Source organism: Mycobacterium sp. 1245499.0, assembly GCF_001673615.1.
In the GTDB taxonomy this organism is placed as follows: domain Bacteria; phylum Actinomycetota; class Actinomycetes; order Mycobacteriales; family Mycobacteriaceae; genus Mycobacterium; species Mycobacterium europaeum_A.
Window position 1 is genome coordinate 1 of the sequence record NZ_LZMG01000242.1, and the last position, 18,131, is coordinate 18,131.

Here is an 18,131-nt window from a genome sequence, read left to right on the forward strand (position 1 = left end):
CCCCCCGCCCCAGACGCTCCGCCGCCGCCGGCTCCGGACGCTCCGCCGCCGCCGGCTCCGGACGCTCCGCCGCCGCCGGCTCCGGACGCTCCGCCGCCGCCGGCTCCCGATGCTCCGCCGCCGCCGGCTCCGGACGCTCCGCCGCCGCCGGCTCCCGACGCTCCGCCGCCGCCGGCTCCCGACGCTCCGCCGCCCGGCCCGGATGTCCCGCCGCCTCCTGCCCACCGCGCCTACAGCGTGAACTGGGATGCCATCGCGCAGTGCGAGTCGGGTGGCAACTGGGGCATCAGCACCGGTAACGGCTTCTCCGGTGGACTGCAGTTCACCCCGAGCACCTGGCACGCCAACGGCGGCAGTGGCTCCCCGTCCGGCGCGAGCCGCGAGGAGCAGATCCGGGTGGCCGAGAACGTGCTGCACTCGCAGGGCATCGGCGCTTGGCCGGTCTGCGGACGCCGCGGCTGAGCCGACACCCACGCGACGGCTGACATACATATAAGAAGTGCCGGGCCCGGTGGCCTGGCACTTCTTAGCTCCAGCGGTTGGGGCCCCAGCGTCGGGTAGCGTCGGGCCCGTGACCGCAACGCCGCGCGAATTCGACATTGTGCTGTATGGGGCGACGGGCTTCGTCGGGAAACTCACCGCCGAATACCTGGCCGGCTCGGCGCCGGACAAGCGGATAGCACTGGCCGGCAGGTCGGCCGACCGCCTACGCGCCATCCGCGACACGTTGGGCGAAGCGGCGCAGTCGTGGCCCATTGTGAACGCCGACGCTTCCTCGCCCTCGACGCTCGATGAGATGGCGGCCCGCACCCAGGTCGTCATCACCACGGTCGGGCCCTACACCCGCTATGGGTTGCCGCTGGTGGCCGCCTGCGCCGCCGCCGGCACCGACTACGCCGACCTGACCGGCGAGGCGATGTTCGTCCGCGACAGCATCGACCTGTATCACAAGCAGGCCGCGGATACCGGCGCGCGCATCGTGCACGCGTGCGGATTCGATTCCGTCCCTTCGGACCTCAGCGTGTACGCGCTCTACCGGGCCGCGCGCGACGGCGGCGCGGGAGAACTCGTCGACACCGACCTGGTGGTCCGCTCCTTCTCGGGCGGCATATCCGGGGGCACCGTCGCCTCGATGTTGGAAGTGCTGGACACCGCCTCGCGCGATCCCGACGCCCGCCGCCGACTCGCCGATCCGTACACCCTGACCACCGACCGCAGCGCCGAACCCGAGATCGGCCCCCAGCCCGATCTGCCCCTGCGCCGCGGTGGCCGGATCGCGCCGGAGCTGAGCGGCCTGTGGACGGCGGGTTTCCTGATGGCGCCGTACAACACCCGAATCGTGCGGCGCAGCAACGCCTTGCTGGACTGGGCCTACGGCCGCCAGTTGCGTTACAGCGAAAGCATGAGCCTTGGCTCGTCGCCGCTGGCCCCGGTGGCGTCCGCTGTGGTGGGCGGGGTGGGTGCCGCCACCTTCGGACTGGGCAGCCGCTACTTCCGGTTGTTGCCGCGCCGGCTGGTGGAGCGCATCGTGCCCAAGCCCGGCACCGGCCCGAGCGAGAAGGCCCGGGAACGCGGCTACTACCGGATCGAGACGTTCACCACCACGACCACCGGCGCCCGGTTTGTGGCCCGCATGGAGCAGCGCGGCGACCCGGGCTACAAGGCGACGTCGGTGTTGTTGGGGGAGTGCGGCCTCGCGCTGGCGCTGGACCGCGACAAGCTCCCCGACCTGCACGGCGTCCTCACGCCCGCGGCAGCGATGGGCGACGCACTGCTGGACCGTTTCCCGGCCGCGGGCGTCACATTGGAGGTAGAGCGGCTGGCCTAGTGACCCGGGTCACGCATTTTGGGCGCTTACACGTGGGTAAACACCGCTCCCTAGAATTGACGGGTGACCGCCAGCCGCAGCCCCGCCACCGACCTGCCCAAGTCGTGGGACCCAGCTGCGGCCGAAAGCGCGATCTATCAGAAGTGGGTGGGCGCGGGTTACTTCGCGGCGGACCCGAACAGCGCCAAGCCCGGGTATTCGATCGTGCTGCCCCCGCCGAACGTGACCGGCAGCCTGCACATGGGCCACGCGCTCGAGCACACCATGATGGACGCCCTGACGCGGCGCAAGCGAATGCAGGGCTACGAGGTGCTGTGGCAGCCGGGCATGGATCATGCCGGCATCGCGACGCAGAGCGTGGTCGAAAAGCAACTCGCAATCGACGGCAAGACCAAAGAGGACTTCGGCCGAGAGCTGTTCATCGAGAAGGTCTGGGACTGGAAGCGGGAGTCCGGCGGCGCCATCGGTGCCCAGATGCGCCGGCTCGGCGACGGCGTGGACTGGAGCCGCGACCGGTTCACCATGGACGAGGGGCTGTCCCGAGCGGTCCGGGCGATCTTCAAGCGCCTCTACGACGCCGGGCTGATCTATCGGGCCGAACGGCTGGTCAACTGGTCGCCGGTGCTGCAGACGGCCATCTCGGACATCGAGGTCGACTACCAGGAGGTGGAAGGCGAGCTGGTGTCGTTCCGGTACGGATCGATGGACGACTCGCAGCCACACATCGTGGTGGCCACCACCCGGATGGAAACGATGCTCGGCGATACCGCGATCGCGGTGCATCCCGACGACGAGCGCTACCGGCATCTGGTCGGCACCAACCTGCCGCACCCGTTCGTGGACCGTCAGCTCGTGGTGGTGGCCGACGAACACGTGGATCCCGAATTCGGTACCGGCGCAGTCAAAGTCACTCCCGCGCACGACCCCAATGACTTCGAGATCGGACTGCGCCATGAGCTGCCGATGATCTCGATCATGGACACCAAGGGCCGAATCACCGGCACCGGAACGCAATTCGACGGCATGGACCGATTCCAGGCCAGGGTCGCGGTGCGCGAGGCGCTGGCGGCGCAGGGCCGGATCACCGAGGAGAAGCGGCCCTACCTGCACAGCGTCGGACACTCCGAGCGCAGCGGCGAGCCGATCGAACCGCGGCTGTCGCTGCAGTGGTGGGTCCGGGTGGAATCGCTCGCTAAGGCCGCCGGCGACGCGGTGCGCAACGGCGACACCGTGATTCACCCCGCCAGCCTGGAGCCGCGGTGGTTCGCCTGGGTCGACGACATGCACGACTGGTGCATTTCGCGTCAGCTGTGGTGGGGTCACCGCATTCCGATCTGGTACGGCCCCAACGGCGAACAGCGTTGTGTTGGTCCCGACGAGACCCCGCCGGAGGGTTGGGAGCAGGACCCCGACGTGCTGGACACCTGGTTCTCCTCGGGGCTGTGGCCGTTCTCCACGTTGGGCTGGCCGGACAAGACCCCGGAGCTCGAGAAGTTCTATCCCACAAGCGTTCTGGTCACCGGTTACGACATCTTGTTCTTCTGGGTGGCCAGGATGATGATGTTCGGCACCTTCGTCGGCGACGACGAGGCCATCACCCTGGGCGGCCGCCGCGGCCCGCAGGTGCCGTTCACCGATGTCTTCCTGCACGGGCTGATCCGCGACGAGTCCGGCCGCAAGATGAGCAAGTCCAAGGGCAACGTCATCGATCCGCTGGACTGGGTGGACGCGTTCGGCGCCGACGCGCTGCGGTTCACGCTGGCGCGCGGCGCCAGCCCCGGCGGTGACCTCGCGGTCGGCGAAGATCACGTCCGGGCGTCGCGCAACTTCTGTACCAAGATGTTCAACGCCACCCGCTACGCACTGCTCAACGGCGCCAAGCTGGCCCCGCTGCCGCCGCCGGCCGAACTCACCGACGCCGACCGCTGGATCCTCGGCCGGCTGGAAGAGGTTCGCGCGGAAGTTGATTCGGCGTTCGACAGCTACGAGTTCAGTCGCGCCTGCGAGGCGCTCTACCACTTCGCGTGGGACGAATTCTGCGACTGGTACGTGGAATTGGCCAAAACCCAACTGGCCGAAGGGATCACGCACACCACGGCCGTGCTGGCGGCGACGCTGGACACCCTGCTGCGGTTGCTGCACCCGGTGATCCCTTTCATCACCGAGGCCCTGTGGCAGGCCCTCACCGGTGACGAGGCCGAACACGAGTCGCTGGTGATCGCCGACTGGCCGCAGCCGTCCGGTATCGGCCTGGATCAGGTTGCCGCGCAGCGGATTACCGACATGCAAAAGCTGGTGACCGAGGTGCGCCGGTTCCGCAGCGACCAAGGGCTGGCGGACCGGCAGAAGGTGCCGGCCCGGATGGCCGGCGTCGACGAATCCGATCTGGGCACCCAGGTGAGCGCGGTGACCTCGCTGGCGTGGCTCACCGCAGCGGGCCCGCAGTTCCAACCGTCGGCGTCGGTGGAGGTCCGGCTGCGCCGCGGGACCGTCGTCGTCGAGCTCGACACCTCGGGCACCATCGACGTCGCCGCCGAACGTCGCCGCCTGGAAAAGGACCTGGCCGCGGCGCACAAGGAGCTCGCGTCGACCACCGCCAAACTGGCCAACGAGGACTTCCTGGGCAAGGCGCCGCAACACGTCGTCGACAAGATCCGGGACCGTCAGCGCCTGGCCCAGGAGGAGACCGAGCGGATCAACGCGCGGCTAGCCGGGCTGCAGTGAGCGTTCGATGACCGAGCCCGAGTGGCCGCAGGACGAGGTTCCCACCGAGCTTCCCGACCCGGTCCCCACCCCCGACGAGATCGCGTCGCTGTTACAGGTCGAACACCTGCTGGACCAGCGCTGGCCGGAGACCAAGCTCGAGCCCAGCCTGACCCGGATCAGCGCGTTGCTGGACCTGCTGGGCTCCCCGCAGCTGGCCTACCCGTCGATCCACGTGGCGGGCACCAACGGCAAGACCTCGGTGGCCCGGATGATCGACGCGCTGATCACCGCGCTGCACCGGCGCACCGGGCGCACCACCAGCCCGCACCTGCAATCGGCGGTCGAACGCATCTCGATCGACTCCAAGCCGATCAGCCCGGCCCAGTACGTGGCGACCTATCGCGAGATCGAGCCGTTCGTGCAGATGGTCGATGCGCAGTCGCAGGCCGACGGTGGGCCGGCGATGAGCAAGTTCGAGGTGTTGACCGCGATGGCGTTCGCCGCATTCGCCGACGCCCCCGTCGACGTCGCGGTCGTCGAGGTGGGGATGGGCGGCCGCTGGGACGCCACCAACGTGATCAACGCCCCGGTCGCCGTCATCACCCCGGTCTCCATCGACCACGTCGAATACCTGGGCGACGACCTCGCCGGCATCGCGGGGGAGAAAGCCGGCATCATCACCCGCGCGCCCGAGGGAGCGCCCGATACCGTGGCCGTCATCGCGCGTCAGGCGCCCGAGGCGATGGAAGTGTTGTTGGACCGAACCGTGCAGGCCGACGCCGCGGTGGCCCGCGAGGATTCGGAGTTCGCGGTGCTGGGCCGTCAGGTGGCGATCGGCGGGCAGGTGCTGCAGCTGCAGGGCCTCGGCGGGGTGTATTCGGATGTCTATCTGCCGCTGCACGGCGAACACCAGGCGCACAACGCCGTGCTGGCCCTCGCGGCTGTCGAGGCGTTTTTCGGCGCCGGTGCGCAGCGCCAGCTCGACGTCGACGCGGTTCGCGCCGGTTTCGCCGCGGTCGCCAGCCCCGGCCGGCTCGAGCGGATGCGCAGCGCCCCAACGGTATTCATCGACGCCGCGCACAATCCCGCCGGCGCGGCCGCGCTGGCGCAGACCCTGGCCGACGAGTTCGACTTCCGCTATCTCGTCGGGGTGCTCAGCGTGCTCGCCGATAAGGACGTCGACGGCATTCTCGCCGCCCTGCAGCCGGTGTTCGACGCCGTCGTGATCACGCACAACGGATCCCCGCGGGCACTCGATGTCGAATCGCTGGCCCTGGCCGCGCGCGAGCGGTTCGGGCCCGACCGCGTGAGCACCGCCGAGAACCTGCGCGACGCCATCGACGTCGCGACCGCGCTGGTGGATGACGCCGCGACCGACGGGCCGGCCGAAGCGTTCTCCGGTACCGGCATCGTCATCACCGGCTCGGTCGTCACCGCCGGGGCGGCCCGGACCCTGTTCGGTCGTGATCCGCAATGACCGACGTCCCCGAGAACCCCGACGAGCAGGCCCCGGCGCCGCAGGCCGACCCGTGGCGGAGCTTTGGCGCGGTGATGGCGTTGACGCTGATCCTGGAAGCGATCGTGGTGTTGCTGGCGATCCCGGTGGTGGGTGCGGTCGGCGGCGGCCTGACGACGGTGTCGCTGAGCTACCTGATCGGGCTGGCCGTGCTGCTGATCCTGATGGCCGGCGTGCAGCGCAAACCCTGGGCGATCTGGGCCAACCTGGGGGTCCAGGTGATCCTGCTGGCCGGCTTCGCGGTCTATCCGGGGGTGGGGTTCATCGGCGTGCTGTTCACCGGGCTGTGGGCCCTGATCGCCTACTTCCGGGCCGAGGTCCGGCGCCGCCAGGGCTAGCGGCGCGGGTCGGCGATGACCTCCCGACCGCCGTCGCCCGACTCTTCGCCGCCCGGTTATGTACGCTGTCCGCCGTGACCGAACGGACATTGGTACTGATCAAGCCCGATGGCGTCCAGCGGCACCTGGTGGGGGAGATCATCGGCCGCATCGAGCGCAAAGGCCTCTCCATCACCGCGCTGGAGCTCCGGGCGGTCAGCCGCGACCTTGCCGCCCAGCACTACGCGGAGCACGAGGGCAAGCCGTTCTTCGACTCGCTGCTGGAGTTCATCACCTCCGGACCGGTGGTGGCGGCCATCGTGGAGGGGCCCCGCGCGATCGCCGCGTTTCGGCAGCTCGCGGGCGGGACCGACCCGGTGGAAAAGGCGATTCCCGGCACCATCCGCGGCGACTTCGGGCTCGAGACGCAGCTCAATCTGGTGCACGGGTCGGATTCCACCGAATCCGCGAAGCGGGAAATCGCGCTCTGGTTTCCCAACGCGTAGAGCTGCGGCGATGGCCGCCGCGGCGCGGTCCGCAGCGACTTTGCTGGCGCGGGCTGGCTCAGGTGTGGCTGGGACCGCCACGTGATGTGGGATACTGGTCTCGGGTGAACGTCGCCGGACCGGCGACAGACACCCGAATGAAGACTTAGACAAGCGCGACCAATAGCCCCGTCGCCTTGGTTCGCTGCATGTCAGGCCGTCATTCAGCACGGCGCCGAGTGGGTCTGCGATCCTGGGCCGCTCGGGGCGAGACCATCACAAGTCCGGGAGAAGTGACCCGGGCCCATAGCGAAGCCCTCGCGTGGCCGCGTCGCAACGACGCGCCCGGGGGCTTGAGGAGAATACGTGGTAGACGGTGCACCGACTGCAGACCCATCAGAAGAATCGACTCGGCCGCAGGAACTGCCGGACCGCCTGAGAGTTCATTCGCTGGCCCGAACGTTGGGAACCACCAGCAAGCGGGTGCTGGACGCGCTCAGCGAGCTCGACGGGCGCATCCGCAGCGCGCATTCCACCGTGGACCGCGACGACGCGGTGCGGGTGCGAGACTTGCTGGCGGCCGCACAGCCCGCCGGAACCCCGGAAGATGCGGACCCCGCGCCGGCGGCCGCAGCCGAGGAGCCCGAATCCCGGCTGCTGCTCGAGACCCCCGACACCGCCGCCGAGCGGCCGCATTACATGCCGTTGTTCGTCGCACCCCAGCCGATCGACGCCCGCGAGGACGACGCCGGCAGCGACGACGATGGCGACGACTCGGATGACGCCGACTCCGACGATGACGAGCAGGCTGACCGGCCGTCGAACAAGCGGCGCCGCCGCGGCCGCCGCGGTCGCGGTCGCGGACGCGGTGAGCAGGGCGGACCCGACGGCCAGGGCGACGACGGCGACGACGACGAGGGCCAACCGCGGGGTAGGAAGGGCGGCCAACCCGACTCCGGCGACGCCGAGGACTCCGACGGCCAGGACACCGACGACTCGGACGATTCCGACGACTCCGACAACGGTGACGACGGCTCGGCGGATGGCGGCAATCGGCGCCGCCGCCGGCGCCGCCGCCGCAAATCCGGATCCGGCGACGACAACGACGAGGGCTCGTCGCCCGACGATCCGCCGAACACCGTGGTGCACGAGCGCCCGCCCCGCAACGGCAAGGGCGGCGGCGGAGACGACTCCGCCAGCGCCAACAACGAGATCAAGGGCATCAACGGCTCGACGCGGCTAGAAGCCAAGCGGCAGCGGCGCCGGGACGGCCGCGATGCCGGACGGCGCCGCCCCCCGGTGTTGACCGAGGCCGAATTCCTGGCCCGCCGCGAGGCCGTCGAGCGGATGATGGTCGTGCGCGACCGGGTCCGCACCGAGCCGCCGCACCAGGGCTCGCGCTACACCCAGATCGCGGTGCTCGAGGACGGCATCGTCGTCGAGCACTTCGTCACGTCGGCCGCGTCGGCCTCGCTGGTGGGCAACATCTACCTGGGCATCGTCCAGAACGTGCTGCCGTCGATGGAGGCGGCGTTCGTCGACATCGGCCGCGGCCGCAACGGTGTGCTCTATGCCGGTGAGGTCAACTGGGAAGCCGCCGGGCTCGGCGGATCCGACCGCAAGATCGAACAGGCGCTCAAACCGGGCGACTACGTCGTCGTCCAGGTCAGCAAGGACCCGGTCGGACACAAGGGCGCGCGGCTGACCACGCAGGTGTCACTGGCGGGCCGCTACCTGGTCTACGTGCCGGGGGCGTCGTCGACCGGGATCAGCCGCAAGCTGCCCGACACCGAACGTCAGCGGCTCAAAGAGATCCTGCGCGAAGTGGTGCCGTCCGACGCGGGTGTGATCATTCGCACGGCGTCCGAGGGCGTCAAAGAAGAGGACATCCGCAGCGACGTCACCCGCCTGCAGGAGCGCTGGCAACAGATCGAGGCCAAGGCCATTGAGATCAAGGAGAAGGCCGCCGGCGCCGCGGTGGCGCTCTACGAAGAGCCCGACGTGCTGGTCAAGGTCATCCGCGACTTGTTCAACGAGGACTTTGCCGGCCTCATCGTGTCCGGTGAAGAAGCCTGGACCACCATCAACGATTACGTGAATTCGGTTGCGCCCGACCTGGTTTCGAAGCTGAACAAATACGAAACCGCCGAGAACGGTCCCGATGTGTTCGCGGTGCACCGCATCGACGAGCAACTCGCCAAGGCGATGGAACGCAAGGTGTGGCTGCCCTCGGGCGGCACGCTGGTGATCGACCGGACCGAGGCCATGACGGTGGTCGACGTCAACACCGGCAAGTTCACCGGGTCCGGCGGCAACCTCGAGCAGACGGTCACCAAGAACAACCTCGAGGCGGCCGAGGAGATCGTGCGCCAGCTGCGGCTGCGCGACATCGGCGGCATCGTGGTCATCGACTTCATCGACATGGTGCTCGAGTCCAACCGCGACCTGGTGCTGCGCCGGCTGACCGAGGCGCTGGCCCGCGACCGCACCCGCCATCAGGTGTCCGAGGTGACGTCGCTCGGCCTGGTCCAGCTGACCCGCAAGCGGTTGGGCACCGGCCTGATCGAGGCCTTCTCGACGTCGTGTCCGAATTGCGGTGGCCGCGGGATCCTGCTGCACGCCGACCCGGTGGACTCGGCCTCGTCGAACGGGCGCAAGTCCGAATCCGGTGGCGGCGGCCGCCGGGGCAGGCGCAAGAAGAACAAGGCCGAAGAGCAGGTGGTGGCCAAGGTGCCCGCCCACGCTCCGGGCGAGCATCCGATGTTCAAGGCGATGGCCGCCGGCTCCTCGACGCAGGGCGACTCCGAGGACGACTCCGACGAGGCCACTGAAGCCACCGACGAGCTGGAGCAGAAGAAGGCGGCGCGCGGCGTCGAGGACACCGACCAAGAGGACTTCGACGAGGACACCGACGACGAGGACACCGACGACGAGGACACCGACGACGAGGACACCGAGGACGAGGACTCGGACGACGAGGACGACGAAGACACCGACGACGAGGACTCGGACGACGACGACCTCGACGACGACGAGGACATCGACGACGAAGAGGACCTCGGCGACGACGACGAGGATCTCGAGCTCGACGACGACGACGAGGACCTGGACACCGAGGACGACGATTCCGACGACACCGACGCCGGCCAGTTCTCCGGTGGGGCCGAACAGGCCGGACCGGCTCGGCCCCGACGCAGGCGCGCTGCGGGCCGGCCGGCCGGCCCGCCGATCCACGCGGACTGAGCTGGTCATGCCCGGTTTGACCCTGTAGCCGCTGGTCACGTACCCTTGGACAGTTGTCGTCAGGCCGGACGAGGAAAACTTCGGCCGGCGGCAGCGGGACTCCCGGGTAATCGGCGCAGGCCCGCACCCAGACCCACCACGTGCACCGCGGCTGGTTGGCGCGCGACGCGCAGAGCAGCGGCTAGAAGAAGGAGCAGAACGACGATGGCGACCTACGCAATCGTGAAGACGGGCGGCAAGCAGTACAAGGTCGCCGTCGGGGACGTCGTCAAGGTCGAGAAGCTCGAATCCGAGCCCGGCTCGAACGTGTCGCTGCCGGTTGCCCTGGTGGTGGACGGCGCCAAGGTGACCACCGACGCGGCCGCGCTGGCCAAGGTCGCGGTGACCGGCGAGGTGCTCGAGCACACCAAGGGTCCCAAGATCCGCATCCACAAGTTCAGGAACAAGACCGGCTACCACAAGCGTCAGGGACACCGTCAGCAGCTGACGGTCCTGAAGGTCACCGGGATCAAGTAGCGAAGGCGGCAGAGATGGCACACAAGAAGGGCGCTTCCAGCTCGCGCAACGGTCGCGATTCCGCCGCGCAGCGGCTGGGCGTGAAGCGATTCGGCGGCCAGGTCGTCAAGGCGGGCGAGATCATCGTCCGGCAGCGCGGCACCAAGTTCCACCCGGGCGTGGGCGTCGGGCGTGGCGGGGACGACACGTTGTTCGCCAAGGAGGCCGGCGCCGTCGAGTTCGGCATCAAGCGCGGCCGCAAGACCGTCAACATCGTGGCCGCCGGGCAAGCCACCGACTGAGGTGTGTTTCCGGGCCCAGCCCGGTGATTTCGGCGACCGGTGGTAGGTGAGAGGACCCACGATGCCTCGGTTCGTCGACCGCGTCGTCATCCATGCGCGTGCCGGTGCCGGCGGTAACGGATGCGCCTCCGTCCATCGCGAGAAGTTCAAGCCGCTCGGAGGCCCCGACGGCGGTAACGGCGGGCGCGGCGGCAGCATCGTGTTCGTCGTCGATCCGCAGGTGCACACCCTGCTCGACTTCCATTTCCACCCCCACGTCACCGCCCCGTCGGGCAAGCAGGGCATGGGCAACAATCGCGACGGCGCCGCCGGCGCCGACCTGGAAGTCAAAGTGCCCGACGGCACCGTCGTCCTCGACGAAAACGGTCGGCTGCTCGCCGACCTGGTCGGCGCGGGCACCCGGTTCGAAGCGGCCGCGGGTGGACGCGGCGGGCTGGGCAACGCCGCACTCGCCTCGCGGGCCCGCAAGGCTCCCGGCTTTGCGCTGCTGGGCGAGCAGGGCCAGACCCGCGACCTGACGCTGGAACTCAAGACCGTGGCCGACGCCGGCCTGATCGGTTTTCCCTCGGCCGGCAAATCTTCGCTGGTGTCCACGATCTCGGCCGCCAAGCCCAAGATCGCCGACTATCCGTTCACCACGCTGGTGCCCAACCTCGGGGTGGTATCGGCGGGCGAACACACCTTCACCGTTGCCGACGTGCCCGGCCTGATCCCGGGTGCATCGCAGGGCCGCGGCCTGGGCCTGGATTTCCTCCGCCACATCGAGCGGTGCGCCGTGCTGGTGCACGTCGTCGACTGCGCCACCGCGGATCCCGGCCGTGACCCCATCTCCGACATCGATGCGCTGGAGGCCGAACTCGCCGCGTATACGCCCACCCTGCAAGGGGATGCGGCACTGGGTGATCTGACCGAGCGGCCCCGCGCCGTAGTGCTCAACAAGATCGACGTCCCCGAGGCGCGCGAGCTTGCCGAGTTTGTCCGTGACGAGATCGCCCAGCGCGGCTGGCCGGTGTTCCTGGTGTCGACCGTGGCACGAGAAGGCCTGCAGCCGTTGATATTCGGGCTGTGGCAGATCATCTCGGACTATAAGGCGGCCCAGCCCGAGATCGTGCCGCGGCGCCCGGTGATCCGGCCGGTACCCGTCGACGACAGCGGCTTCAGTGTGCAGCCGGATCCCCAGCAGCCCGGCGTCTTCGTGGTCAGCGGCGCACGTCCCGAACGCTGGATCCGCCAGACCAACTTCGACAACGACGAGGCCGTGGGATATCTGGCCGACCGGTTGGCGCGCCTCGGCGTCGAAGAGGAGTTGCTGCGGCTGGGCGCGCGGCCGGGCTGCGCAGTGACCATCGGGGACATGACGTTCGATTGGGAGCCGCAAACGCCTGCGGGACAACAGGTTGCGCTATCCGGTCGCGGAACCGACACGAGGCTGGAGCGCACCGAGCGCGTCGGCGCGGCCGAACGCAAGGCCGCCCGGCGCCAGCGGCGCGCCGGCGACGATGCAGAGCGCAGCGATGCTGAGGAGCGGCGCAGAACCAGAGTACGCGGTGAGGAGCAGTGACCGCGCACCGCGACGTCATCCGCACTGCGCGCAGCCTGGTGGTCAAGGTGGGCACAAACGCGCTGACCACACCGGCCGGGGTGTTCGACGCGGGCCGGCTGGCCGGGCTCGCCGACGCGATCGAGGCCCGGATGAAGGCGGGGACCGACGTCGTCATCGTCTCGTCGGGAGCCATCGCCGCCGGCATCGAGCCGCTCGGATTATCCCGTCGGCCAAGGGATTTGGCGACCAAACAGGCCGCGGCCAGCGTCGGTCAGGTCGCGCTGGTGAATTCGTGGAGCGCCGCGTTCGCCCGCTATGGCCGCACGGTCGGCCAGGTGCTGCTGAGCGCGCACGACATCTCGATGCGGGCCCAGCACACCAACGCCCAGCGCACGCTGGATCGGCTGCGCGCCCTGCATGCGGTGGCGATCGTCAACGAGAACGACACGGTGGCCACCAACGAGATCCGGTTCGGTGACAACGACCGGCTTTCGGCGCTGGTGGCTCACCTGGTCGGCGCCGAGGCGCTGGTGTTGCTGTCCGACATCGACGGACTCTACGACGCGGATCCTCGAAAGACCGAAGGCGCCAGGTTCATCGCGGAAGTGTCCAGCTCCGCGGATCTGATCGGTGTAATCGCCGGCCCCGGAAGCGATTTGGGCACCGGCGGCATGACCTCCAAGATGTCGTCGGCGCTGCTGGCCGCCGATGCCGGTGTGCCGGTGTTGCTGGCAGCCGCCGCCGACGCCGCGACCGCGCTCACTGACGCTTCGGTCGGCACGGTGTTCGCGGCACGCCCGGTGCGGATGTCGGCCCGGCGGTTCTGGGTGCGTTACGCCGCCGAGGCTGCCGGTGCCCTGACCCTGGACGAGGGTGCGGTGCGCGCGGTGGTGCGCCAGCGTCGCTCGCTGCTGCCCGCCGGGATCACCGCGGTCTCGGGCCGCTTTTACGCCGGCGACGTGGTCGAGTTGCGCGACCCGGACGGGGTGATGGTGGCCCGCGGTGTGGTCGCCTACGACGCGACCGAACTGGTCACCATGATGGGCCGCTCGACCTCCGAGCTGCCCGGCGAGTTGCGCAGGCCCGCGGTGCACGCCGACGACTTGGTGGCGGTGTAGGAGGTCCCCGGCGGACACCGCCTCGGGACCATGACGACCTTCCGGAACGAACTAGCGCATGTGCTAGCGCAATTGCGGCGGTCGGGTCAGTGCTCCGAGATGGGCTTGAGATACAGTGCGCCCCAGACGATCTCGGCCAGGGTGGCGGCCAGTTCGGCGTCATAGTCGCCGGGCTTGGTCGGGAGGTTCTGCTGGCAGGCCCGCTCGACCATCCACGTCAGCGCGCTGGCCGTGGTGAGCGCGGCCAGCTCCGGGCGGATCGAGCCGTCCGCCTGGCCGTCTTCGATGACGTGGGTGAGCTGCTCGGAGATGCCGGTCAGCAGTTCGCGATACGTGTCCGCCGTCAGCGGGTCGTAGGCGGCCATCTCGTTGAGCGCGACCAGCACCGCCTGGTGGCGCCGGTAGGTGGCGATGATGCGGCTCATCGCGGTCCGCACGTCCTCGGGGTCACGGCGCCCGGCCACGCTCCACCAACTCCGCGCGCCGTCGGTCAGATCGCCGAATACCTGGCCCGCAAGCCGGCGCAGCAGATGCCCCTTGTCCTCGAAGTAGATGTAGAAGCTGGCCCGGGAGATGCCGGCCTCACCGGAGAGCCGATCCACGCTGAGTTCGGTGAAGCTCGCGCCGTCGCGCATCAGCCGTTCGGTGGCGTCCAGCAGCCGGCGCTCCATCCGCTCGCGCCGCTGCTCGCGGCCCAGGCTGCGGTTGCCCTGCGGCTTGCGGGTGAGCGACGGCATGCGCCGAGCATAACCGAGTACTCGACATATTGACTAGACAGATTGTCTAGGCATATCGTCGCAGGGAGCCTGTGACCGGTGTCATACGAGACGGAGGATCACCACCATGGCCGTGCTGACGGGCAAGTCCGGGACCGACAAGTCCGGCCGTGCCTACGACGAGATCGATCTGTCCTCGCGCGCGTTCTGGTCCACCACCGCGGCCGATCGGGAGCGCTCCTTTGCCGTGCTGCGGGCCGAGCGGCCGGTGAGCTGGCATCCACCGGTCGAGGATTCGCTGATGCCCGATCCGGCCGACCCCGGCTTCTGGGCGGTCACCCGGCGCTCCGACATCGTCGCGGTGAGCCGCAACAACGACGTCTTCCTGTCCGGCCACGGGGTGATGTTCGAGAGCATCCCGGTGGAGCTGCTCGAGGCGTCGCAGTCGTTCCTGGCGATGGACCCGCCGCGACACACCAAGCTGCGCAAGCTCGCTCACGCCGCGCTGAGCCCCCGCCAGGTCCGCCGCATCGAAGACTCGATCAAGGCCAACGCCAAGACCATCGTCGAAGAGCTCCGATCCGCAGGCAGCGGCGCGGATTTCGTCGACCACTGCGCCAAGGAACTGCCCATCCGCACCCTGTCGGACATGATGGGGATTCCGGAATCCGAACGTGAGCGCATGGCGCACGCCACCGATGCCCTGGTCTCCTGGGCGGACCCGCAGTTCCTCGCCGGACGCCCGGCGCTGGAGGTCCTGTTGGAAAACCAAATGTATCTGCACCAAGTCGTCGGCACGCTGGCCACCGAACGTCGCGAACACCCGGGTGACGACCTGATCAGCAGCCTGGTCACCGCCGAAGTCGACGGCGACCGGCTGGAAGACGCGGAGGTGGCGGCGTTCTTCGTCCTGCTGTCGGTGGCGGGCAACGACACCACCCGTCAGACCATCAGTCATACCCTGCGGGCGCTCACCGATTTTCCCCGCGAGAAGGCATGGCTGCTCGAGGATTTCGACAACCGAATCGGCACGGCCATCGAGGAGTTCATCCGGTGGGCGACGCCGGTGATGACCTTCCGCCGCACCGCCGCAACGGATATCGAGCTGGGCGGTCAGGCCATCCGGGCGGGGGAGAAGGTGGTCATGTTCTACCCGTCCGGCAACTGGGACACCGAGGCGTTCGACCACCCGGAGCGCTTGAACCTTAGCCGCGACCCCAACCCCCACGTCGGCTTCGGCGGTGGCGGGCTGCACTTCTGCCTCGGTGCCCACGTCGCGCGCGCGCAGCTGCGCGCCATCTTCGGCGAGCTGTTCCGTCAACTGCCCGACATCGCGGCAGGCGAGCCGTCCTACCTGGCGGGCAACTTCGTGCACGCCATCCGCAGCATGCCGTGCACCTTCTAATGCGTTGCCAGGGGCGCTAACTCGTCGGCGAGCAGGGCCAGCAACTCAGAGCAGCCGCCATCGACCTTGACGCTGGCCAGATCGTCGCCGCGGGTACCGCCACGGTTGACGATGGCCACCGGGATGCCCAGCGCGGCGGCGTGACGCACAAACCGGTAGCCGGAGAACACGGTCAGCGACGAACCGGCGACCAGCAGCGCATCCGCCGCCTCGACCAACCTATACGCTTGGGCCACAACGTCTTTGGGGACGCTTTCGCCGAAGTAGACGATGTCGGGCTTGAGCATGCCGCCGCAGCGCTCGCAATCCAGATACCGGAACGACGCGGTGTCCGCGACGACGGCGTCGGCGTCGGGCGCCACCGCCAGCCCACCGATGGCCTCGGCGCGCTCGATGAATCCGGGGTTGAGCTCTTCCAGCCGGTCGGCCAGCGCGGCGCGGGCCATGGTGGAGCCGCAGCTCAGGCAGATCACCCGCGCGTAGGTGCCGTGCAGGTTGATGACGTTTCGGCTGCCCGCCTTGGAGTGCAGCAGATCGACGTTCTGGGTGATTACACCTGTGACCACCGACGCGTCCTCAAGCGCGGCCAGCGCCCGGTGGCCCGCGTTGGGCAGCGTGTCGGCCATGTGGCGCCAACCGACGTGGTTGCGCGCCCAATACCGCTGCCGAAACGCCGGATCGCTGGTGAACTGGCGGATGGTCATCGGGTTGCTCGGCGGCGAATCGGGCCCGCGGTAATCGGGGATGCCCGAATCGGTGGACAGGCCCGCGCCCGTCAGCACCGCGATCCGGCGCCCTGCCAACAGCGTGACCAGTTCCGGGGATTCTGCGCAGCCGACGGTCACCACACCCAGAGTACGAGGCTCAGCCCAGGCAGTCCGCGGCCGTCGTGAGCTCGGCGGACATGTTCTGCTCCATCATCTTCAGGGCGGCCTCACACAGTTCGTTGTCGATCCCGGCGACGGCGTCGGTGGGGATAACGACGGGGAAATGGCGCACGTAGGCGTCCAGCGCGGTGTAGAGAATGCACTGCTCGGTGACCTGGCCGGTCAGGATCACCCGCTTGGTCTCCAGCCGGTTGAGCAAGTAGTCCAGGGGTGACGCGTAGAAAGCGCTGTGCCGCACCTTGGTCATCACGCGGCACTCGTCGGCCGGCAGGATCGGCTTCACCAGATCGGGCCTGGCCCCGTCGCATGCGGACCGGACGATATCGGAGAACTGGGCGGTGAAATCGCCGTAGTTGTCGTTGATGTACACCAAGTCGACGTCGTCGGTTTCACGGGCCCGGCGGACCAAATCGGTCAAAGGCTCGATGATCTTCTCGACATTGGGTATTAAATTTTCAGCGTCGGGATGCTGATACGTGTTCAACATGTCGACTACCAGGACAGCAGTGTCGCTCATGTCGTCGGGGATACCCGGCCGCGGCGAGTTGACACGCCAGCGACGACAATGGAAGGGCGATGGACTTTTACAACGCTTACAGCCAGGGGTTCGTCCGCGTCGCCGCATGCACCCACCACACCGCCATCGGTGACCCGGCCGCCAACGCCGAGACGGTCCTGCGGATGGCGCAGGAGTGCCACGACGACGCCGTCGCGCTGGCCGTGTTCCCGGAGCTGACCCTGTCCGGCTATTCCATCGAAGACATCCTGCTGCAAGACCTGCTGCTCGACGACGTCGAGACGGCCATCGAGGAGATCGTCGCGGCGTCGGCCGAGCTGCTGCCGGTGTTGGTCGTCGGTGCCCCGCTGCGTCATCGGCACCGGATCTACAACGCCGCGGTGGTGATCCATCGCGGCGCGGTGCTGGGGGTGGCCCCGAAGTCGTACCTGCCCACCTATCGGGAGTTCTACGAGCGCCGCCAGATCGCACCCGGCGATGACGAGCGTGGCACCATCCGGCTGGCCGGCGTCGAGGCGCCGTTCGGTCCCGACCTGCTCTTCACGGCTTCCGACGTGCCCGGCTTCGTGCTGCACGTGGAGATTTGCGAGGACATGTTCGTGCCGATTCCGCCGAGCGCCGAGGCCGCGCTGGCGGGTGCGACGGTGCTGGCCAACCTGTCCGGCAGCCCGATCACGATCGGGCGCGCCGAGGACCGCTGCCTGCTGGCCCGGTCGGCCTCGTCGCGTTGCCTGGCCGCCTACGTGTATTCGGCTGCCGGAGAAGGCGAATCGACGACGGATCTGGCCTGGGACGGCCAAACCATGGTGTTCGAAAACGGCGTGATGCTGGCCTCCTCCGAGCGCTTTCCCAAGGGGGAGCGGCGCAGCATCGCCGACGTCGACGTCGAACTGCTTCGCTCGGAGCGGCTGCGGATGGGCACCTTCGATGACAACCGGCGCCACCACCGGACGACCACGGATGCCTATCGGCACATCGAATTTCGGTTGGACCCACCCGGCGGGGACGAAGGGGAAGCGCTCGATTTCGCGGCGCAGGCCGATGTCCCTTGTA

16 protein-coding genes are annotated in these 18,131 nt (G+C 68.9%); 13 read left to right on the forward strand and 3 right to left on the reverse strand.

Translation table 11 applies throughout. From position 1 onward, the window contains the following. From A5646_RS13750 to proB, 11 genes are all read left to right on the forward strand, one after another. Positions 1-462, forward strand: a 462-nt coding sequence (locus tag A5646_RS13750) for a transglycosylase family protein (RefSeq protein WP_231998320.1), incomplete at its 5' end; no start/stop codon positions are given. Positions 463-571: 109 nt separating this feature from the next. Beyond that, the gene (locus tag A5646_RS13755) at positions 572-1,828 is read left to right on the forward strand and encodes a trans-acting enoyl reductase family protein (RefSeq protein WP_066876075.1); all 1,257 of its coding nucleotides are present in this window, start codon (positions 572-574) and stop codon (positions 1,826-1,828) included. A 63-nt stretch (positions 1,829-1,891) separates the two neighbouring features. Further along, positions 1,892-4,552 carry a valine--tRNA ligase gene (locus tag A5646_RS13760; protein WP_067022090.1) on the forward strand — a complete coding sequence of 887 codons (2,661 nt, stop codon included), beginning with the start codon at positions 1,892-1,894 and terminating at the stop codon, positions 4,550-4,552. 7 nt (positions 4,553-4,559) lie between these two features. Continuing rightward, positions 4,560-6,011 (forward strand): folylpolyglutamate synthase/dihydrofolate synthase family protein, encoded by a 1,452-nt coding sequence (locus tag A5646_RS13765; protein WP_067022092.1) that lies wholly within the window; start codon positions 4,560-4,562, stop codon positions 6,009-6,011. Then, the gene (locus A5646_RS13770; RefSeq protein ID WP_067022094.1) at positions 6,008-6,388 is read left to right on the forward strand and encodes a DUF4233 domain-containing protein; all 381 of its coding nucleotides are present in this window, start codon (positions 6,008-6,010) and stop codon (positions 6,386-6,388) included. The genes A5646_RS13765 and A5646_RS13770 overlap by 4 nt, the downstream gene beginning before the upstream one ends. Before the next feature lie 74 nt (positions 6,389-6,462). Continuing rightward, positions 6,463-6,873, forward strand: coding sequence for a nucleoside-diphosphate kinase (gene ndk / locus A5646_RS13775; protein WP_066876069.1), 411 nt, complete (start codon positions 6,463-6,465; stop codon positions 6,871-6,873). Between the two features lie 345 nt (positions 6,874-7,218). Next, positions 7,219-10,095 (forward strand): Rne/Rng family ribonuclease, encoded by a 2,877-nt coding sequence (locus tag A5646_RS13780; protein ID WP_067022095.1) that lies wholly within the window; start codon positions 7,219-7,221, stop codon positions 10,093-10,095. A gap of 204 nt (positions 10,096-10,299) precedes the next feature. Next, complete coding sequence (gene rplU / locus A5646_RS13785; protein WP_007769829.1) at positions 10,300-10,611, forward strand: 50S ribosomal protein L21; 312 nt, start codon at positions 10,300-10,302, stop codon at positions 10,609-10,611. A 14-nt stretch (positions 10,612-10,625) separates the two neighbouring features. Next, positions 10,626-10,892, forward strand: a complete 267-nt coding sequence (gene rpmA / locus A5646_RS13790; protein ID WP_008255217.1) for a 50S ribosomal protein L27 — start codon at positions 10,626-10,628, stop codon at positions 10,890-10,892. Positions 10,893-10,953: 61 nt separating this feature from the next. After that, positions 10,954-12,453: a GTPase ObgE gene (gene obgE, locus A5646_RS13795; RefSeq protein ID WP_067022097.1), complete on the forward strand. Its 1,500-nt coding sequence runs from the start codon at positions 10,954-10,956 to the stop codon at positions 12,451-12,453. Next, positions 12,450-13,553 (forward strand): glutamate 5-kinase, encoded by a 1,104-nt coding sequence (gene proB / locus A5646_RS13800; RefSeq protein ID WP_066867065.1) that lies wholly within the window; start codon positions 12,450-12,452, stop codon positions 13,551-13,553. Before obgE ends, proB begins: the two co-directional genes overlap by 4 nt. An 86-nt stretch (positions 13,554-13,639) precedes the next feature. Here proB and A5646_RS13805 read toward each other — a convergent pair whose 3' ends face one another. Then, positions 13,640-14,290 carry a TetR/AcrR family transcriptional regulator gene (locus A5646_RS13805; protein ID WP_066867067.1) on the reverse strand — a complete coding sequence of 217 codons (651 nt, stop codon included), beginning with the start codon at positions 14,288-14,290 and terminating at the stop codon, positions 13,640-13,642. Between the two features lie 106 nt (positions 14,291-14,396). Between A5646_RS13805 and A5646_RS13810 the strand changes: the two genes are divergently transcribed. Continuing rightward, on the forward strand, positions 14,397-15,674 hold the full coding sequence (locus A5646_RS13810; protein ID WP_067022099.1) for a cytochrome P450: 1,278 nt from the start codon (positions 14,397-14,399) through the stop codon (positions 15,672-15,674). Here A5646_RS13810 and A5646_RS13815 read toward each other — a convergent pair. Both A5646_RS13815 and A5646_RS13820 read right to left on the reverse strand, forming a co-directional pair. Further along, the gene (locus A5646_RS13815) at positions 15,671-16,519 is read right to left on the reverse strand and encodes an NAD-dependent protein deacetylase (protein ID WP_066867135.1); all 849 of its coding nucleotides are present in this window, start codon (positions 16,517-16,519) and stop codon (positions 15,671-15,673) included. The genes A5646_RS13810 and A5646_RS13815 overlap by 4 nt on opposite strands. A 19-nt stretch (positions 16,520-16,538) precedes the next feature. Next, a complete protein-coding gene (locus tag A5646_RS13820; protein WP_066867070.1) occupies positions 16,539-17,078 on the reverse strand; it encodes a cysteine hydrolase family protein in 540 nt (179 codons plus the stop codon). Between the two features lie 59 nt (positions 17,079-17,137). Here A5646_RS13820 and A5646_RS13825 point away from each other — a divergent pair. Further along, on the forward strand, positions 17,138-18,131 hold a 994-nt coding region (locus tag A5646_RS13825; RefSeq protein ID WP_304441921.1), incomplete at its 3' end, for a nitrilase-related carbon-nitrogen hydrolase.

Excerpts from the sequence above, each read along its gene's own strand:
- A5646_RS13765 (WP_067022092.1), top strand. The coding sequence starts at position 4,560 with ATGACCGAGCCCGAGTGGCCGCAGGACGAGGTTCCCACCGAGCTTCCC.
- A5646_RS13770 (WP_067022094.1), top strand. The coding sequence starts at position 6,008 with ATGACCGACGTCCCCGAGAACCCCGACGAGCAGGCCCCGGCGCCGCAG.
- rplU (WP_007769829.1), top strand. The coding sequence starts at position 10,300 with ATGGCGACCTACGCAATCGTGAAGACGGGCGGCAAGCAGTACAAGGTC.
- rpmA (WP_008255217.1), top strand. The coding sequence starts at position 10,626 with ATGGCACACAAGAAGGGCGCTTCCAGCTCGCGCAACGGTCGCGATTCC.
- obgE (WP_067022097.1), top strand. The coding sequence starts at position 10,954 with ATGCCTCGGTTCGTCGACCGCGTCGTCATCCATGCGCGTGCCGGTGCC.
- A5646_RS13805 (WP_066867067.1), bottom strand. The coding sequence starts at position 14,290 with ATGCCGTCGCTCACCCGCAAGCCGCAGGGCAACCGCAGCCTGGGCCGC.
- A5646_RS13810 (WP_067022099.1), top strand. The coding sequence starts at position 14,397 with ATGGCCGTGCTGACGGGCAAGTCCGGGACCGACAAGTCCGGCCGTGCC.
- A5646_RS13820 (WP_066867070.1), bottom strand. The coding sequence starts at position 17,078 with ATGAGCGACACTGCTGTCCTGGTAGTCGACATGTTGAACACGTATCAG.